Raw genomic sequence first — 3044 nt, forward strand, 5'->3', positions numbered from 1 at the left:
ATACATGGCCGATTTATGCTGAGCAGCGGTTGAAGCATCTGTTAATTGCTCTACAAACTTCTCGGCGGTTAAAAAGGCTGTGGCTTCTTCGCGGGTAAACATAATGGGCGGCAGGCGGTAACCATCAACCAATGAATACCCTACACCGGCCTCGCCAATAATGGGCACACCAGCCTCTTCTAACGAGCGTACATCGCGATAAACCGTACGCAGGCTAATGTTAAACCTGGCAGCAATATCGCTTGCTTTTACCACTCTGCGGGTTTGCAGCTGTATTAAAATGGCAGATATACGATCGATACGGTTCATAGCCACAAAATAAGCAAAAAACTAAGTACCTTAGCATAATTGTTATATAATTATGGCCGACCTAACGCAAGATAAGATCATCACACTTGAGCAGTATTACGACCCCATGCTGGCGCACATCATCCGTACCCGGCTGGAGGATAACGGCATCCCCTGTTTTATTGCCGATGATAACATCATATCAGCCAACCCTATATACAATAACGCAGTAGGTGGCATCAAACTAAAAATTTTTGAACGCGACCTGGAACGCTGCCGTGAGATACTTGCCCAGGAAGGCGACCTGCATGAGCAGGACCACCATGAGATAGACGAGGAAACCCATACTGCAGTTATTTGCCCCTATTGCGGGTCTACCAATGTGCGTTACGGTGCAGCTACCGAGAGAAAATCGCACTGGTTTGTAGCCTTGCTTTTTGCAATTATATCGGCATTTCCGCTATATGCCCGTAAAGCCTGGCATTGCTTTAATTGCCAAAGAGATTTTGATTAAAACCCAGAATTGTATCAAAGCTGATACATTGAAACATATTATTGCCCTATCATTATATTTAGCCTCATGTACGACCGCCGCAAATTCCTGAAATTAACCGCCGTAACTGCTTCTTTAACAGCAATATCAAAATATGCACCTGCAATGCCTGCTTTTAAGGCGGCTGGCAAAAATTTGCCTATCGTAATCTCTACCTGGGATTTTGGCATTGCAGCCAATAAAGAAGCCTGGAAAACGCTTGAAAAAGGAGGCCGGGCATTAGATGCCGTTGAAGCCGGCGTAAGGATCCCCGAAGCTGATATGAATAATCATACAGTTGGCCGCGCCGGTTACCCCGACCGAGATGGTAAGGTTGCCCTTGATGCCTGCATTATGGACGAATTTGGTAATTGCGGATCTGTTGCCGCCATGGAGAACATAGCCCACCCTATTTCGGTAGCGCGTTTGGTGATGGAAAAAACCCCTCACGTAATGCTGGTTGGCGATGGTGCAACCCAATTTGCCGTTGAACAGGGCTTTAAAAGAGAAAAGCTACTAACGCCCGAATCATACACGGCTTGGAAAAAGTGGCTTAAAACAGCAAAATATTCACCTGTTTTAAATATAGAGAACAAACAACACCGCCCCGGCAGTAAATATAACCACGATACCATTGGTATGCTGGCTATTGATGCCAAAGGCAACATCAGCGGTGCCTGTACTACCAGCGGCATGGCCTTTAAGCTACATGGTCGTGTGGGCGACAGCCCGATAATTGGCGCGGGCCTTTATGTAGATAACGAGGTTGGCGGTGCAACATCAACTGGTGTGGGCGAAGAAGTGATCCGCAATGTAGGCAGCTTTTTAGTGGTCGAACTGATGCGCCAGGGCTATTCGCCGGAGGATGCTTGTAAAGAGGCTGTTAGCCGGATCATCAAAAAGAAACCAGAAACCGCTAAGGAGATACAGGTTGGCTTTTTGGCCATCAACAAAAAAGGTGAATATGGCGCCTATGCCATACAGGAAGGATTTTCGTTTGCGGTATGCGACGAAAAGCAACAAGACCTGCTGATACCTGGCAAAAGCTTTTACAAAGAAAAAAAATAACTATCACCCTGATTTAAAACATATTGTACATTAATACGGTTTTCATAAACCATAACCCCTGCTATGCGCTATGAACCATAATGCATTACCCGTAATACTTGAAGTTTGCTCCAACTCGGCAACATCGGCAATTGCCGCGCAGGAAGGCGGTGCTGCAAGAGTAGAGCTTTGCGAGAACCTGGCCGAAGGCGGCACTACCCCATCATACGGGCAAATAATACTGGCACGTAAACACCTCCATATTAAACTTTATGTATTGATACGCCCCCGCCGTGGCGATTTCCTATACACCGACCTTGAATTTGAAGTAATGCAGGCCGACATACGTACCTGTATTGAGGCGGGCTGCGATGGCGTTGTAATTGGCATGCTAAAAGCCGATGGTTCTGTAGATAAGGAACGCTGCACCGAACTGGTTCGCCTGGCACGCCAATGGGGGCTTGGGGTTACCTTTCACCGCGCGTTTGATATGTGTGCCGACCAGTTCCAGGCTCTTGAAGATATTATTGAGATAGGCTGCGAACGCGTCCTTACATCGGGTGGTAAAAGCACCGCTATGGAAGGTGCTACCGTTATTGCCCACCTTGTAGAAAAAGCCGCGGGCCGCATTGCCATTATGCCCGGAAGCGGCATTACCGAAAATAATGTTGCCGACCTGGTACACTTTACCGGCGTTACCGAAGTGCATTCATCTGCCCGTTCGAAATTTGAAGGTGGTATGCAATACAAAAACGACCATATCCTGCTTACAGATGGCCTTAGCGACGAATATAGCATTGACCTGACCAGTGTTGACCGGGTTAAGGAGATATTGAAAAGGGCGAATAGCTAACTATTAGATCAGGCATTGTTCCGCTTGTTCCATTTTAAAAACGGGACAAGTGGAACAAACGTAACATATTGACAATGAACATATTAGCCCGGACAAAATCGTGTCAGTGTCTCAACAAAAACTTCACCAACACCCTTTTAAAGGCTCATATACAGCGGTTTAAGAAAACGGGGTCTTGTTCCGTTTTTTTTAAATGGAGACAAAATGTCTCGTCCTGAAATAAGTTGACGGTTTTATATATTGATTAATTGAGCTACAAATATAATTTTACACCGTAATAGGCATCTCTTTTTTTTGAACTTTGCGATAGTAGTTTTTCCACCG

4 protein-coding genes are annotated in these 3044 nt (G+C 45.9%); 3 read left to right on the forward strand and 1 reads right to left on the reverse strand.

The features are described from left to right. The coding region (locus WC615_RS23130; RefSeq protein ID WP_372980387.1) for a helix-turn-helix transcriptional regulator at positions 1–309 on the reverse strand (309 nt) is incomplete at its 3' end. A gap of 52 nt (positions 310–361) precedes the next feature. Between WC615_RS23130 and WC615_RS23135 the strand changes: the two genes are divergently transcribed. The 3 genes from WC615_RS23135 to WC615_RS23145 all read left to right on the forward strand — a co-directional run bounded on the left by WC615_RS23135 (position 362) and on the right by WC615_RS23145 (position 2720). Continuing rightward, complete coding sequence (locus tag WC615_RS23135) at positions 362–802, forward strand: DUF2007 domain-containing protein (RefSeq protein WP_372980388.1); 441 nt, start codon at positions 362–364, stop codon at positions 800–802. A 66-nt stretch (positions 803–868) separates the two neighbouring features. Then, positions 869–1888: a N(4)-(beta-N-acetylglucosaminyl)-L-asparaginase gene (locus tag WC615_RS23140; protein WP_372980389.1), complete on the forward strand. Its 1020-nt coding sequence runs from the start codon at positions 869–871 to the stop codon at positions 1886–1888. Between the two features lie 70 nt (positions 1889–1958). After that, positions 1959–2720: a copper homeostasis protein CutC gene (locus WC615_RS23145; protein WP_372980390.1), complete on the forward strand. Its 762-nt coding sequence runs from the start codon at positions 1959–1961 to the stop codon at positions 2718–2720. The last annotated feature ends 324 nt before the right edge of the window (positions 2721–3044 follow it).

The organism is Mucilaginibacter sp., from assembly GCF_041663085.1.
In the GTDB taxonomy this organism is placed as follows: Bacteria; Bacteroidota; Bacteroidia; order Sphingobacteriales; family Sphingobacteriaceae; genus Mucilaginibacter.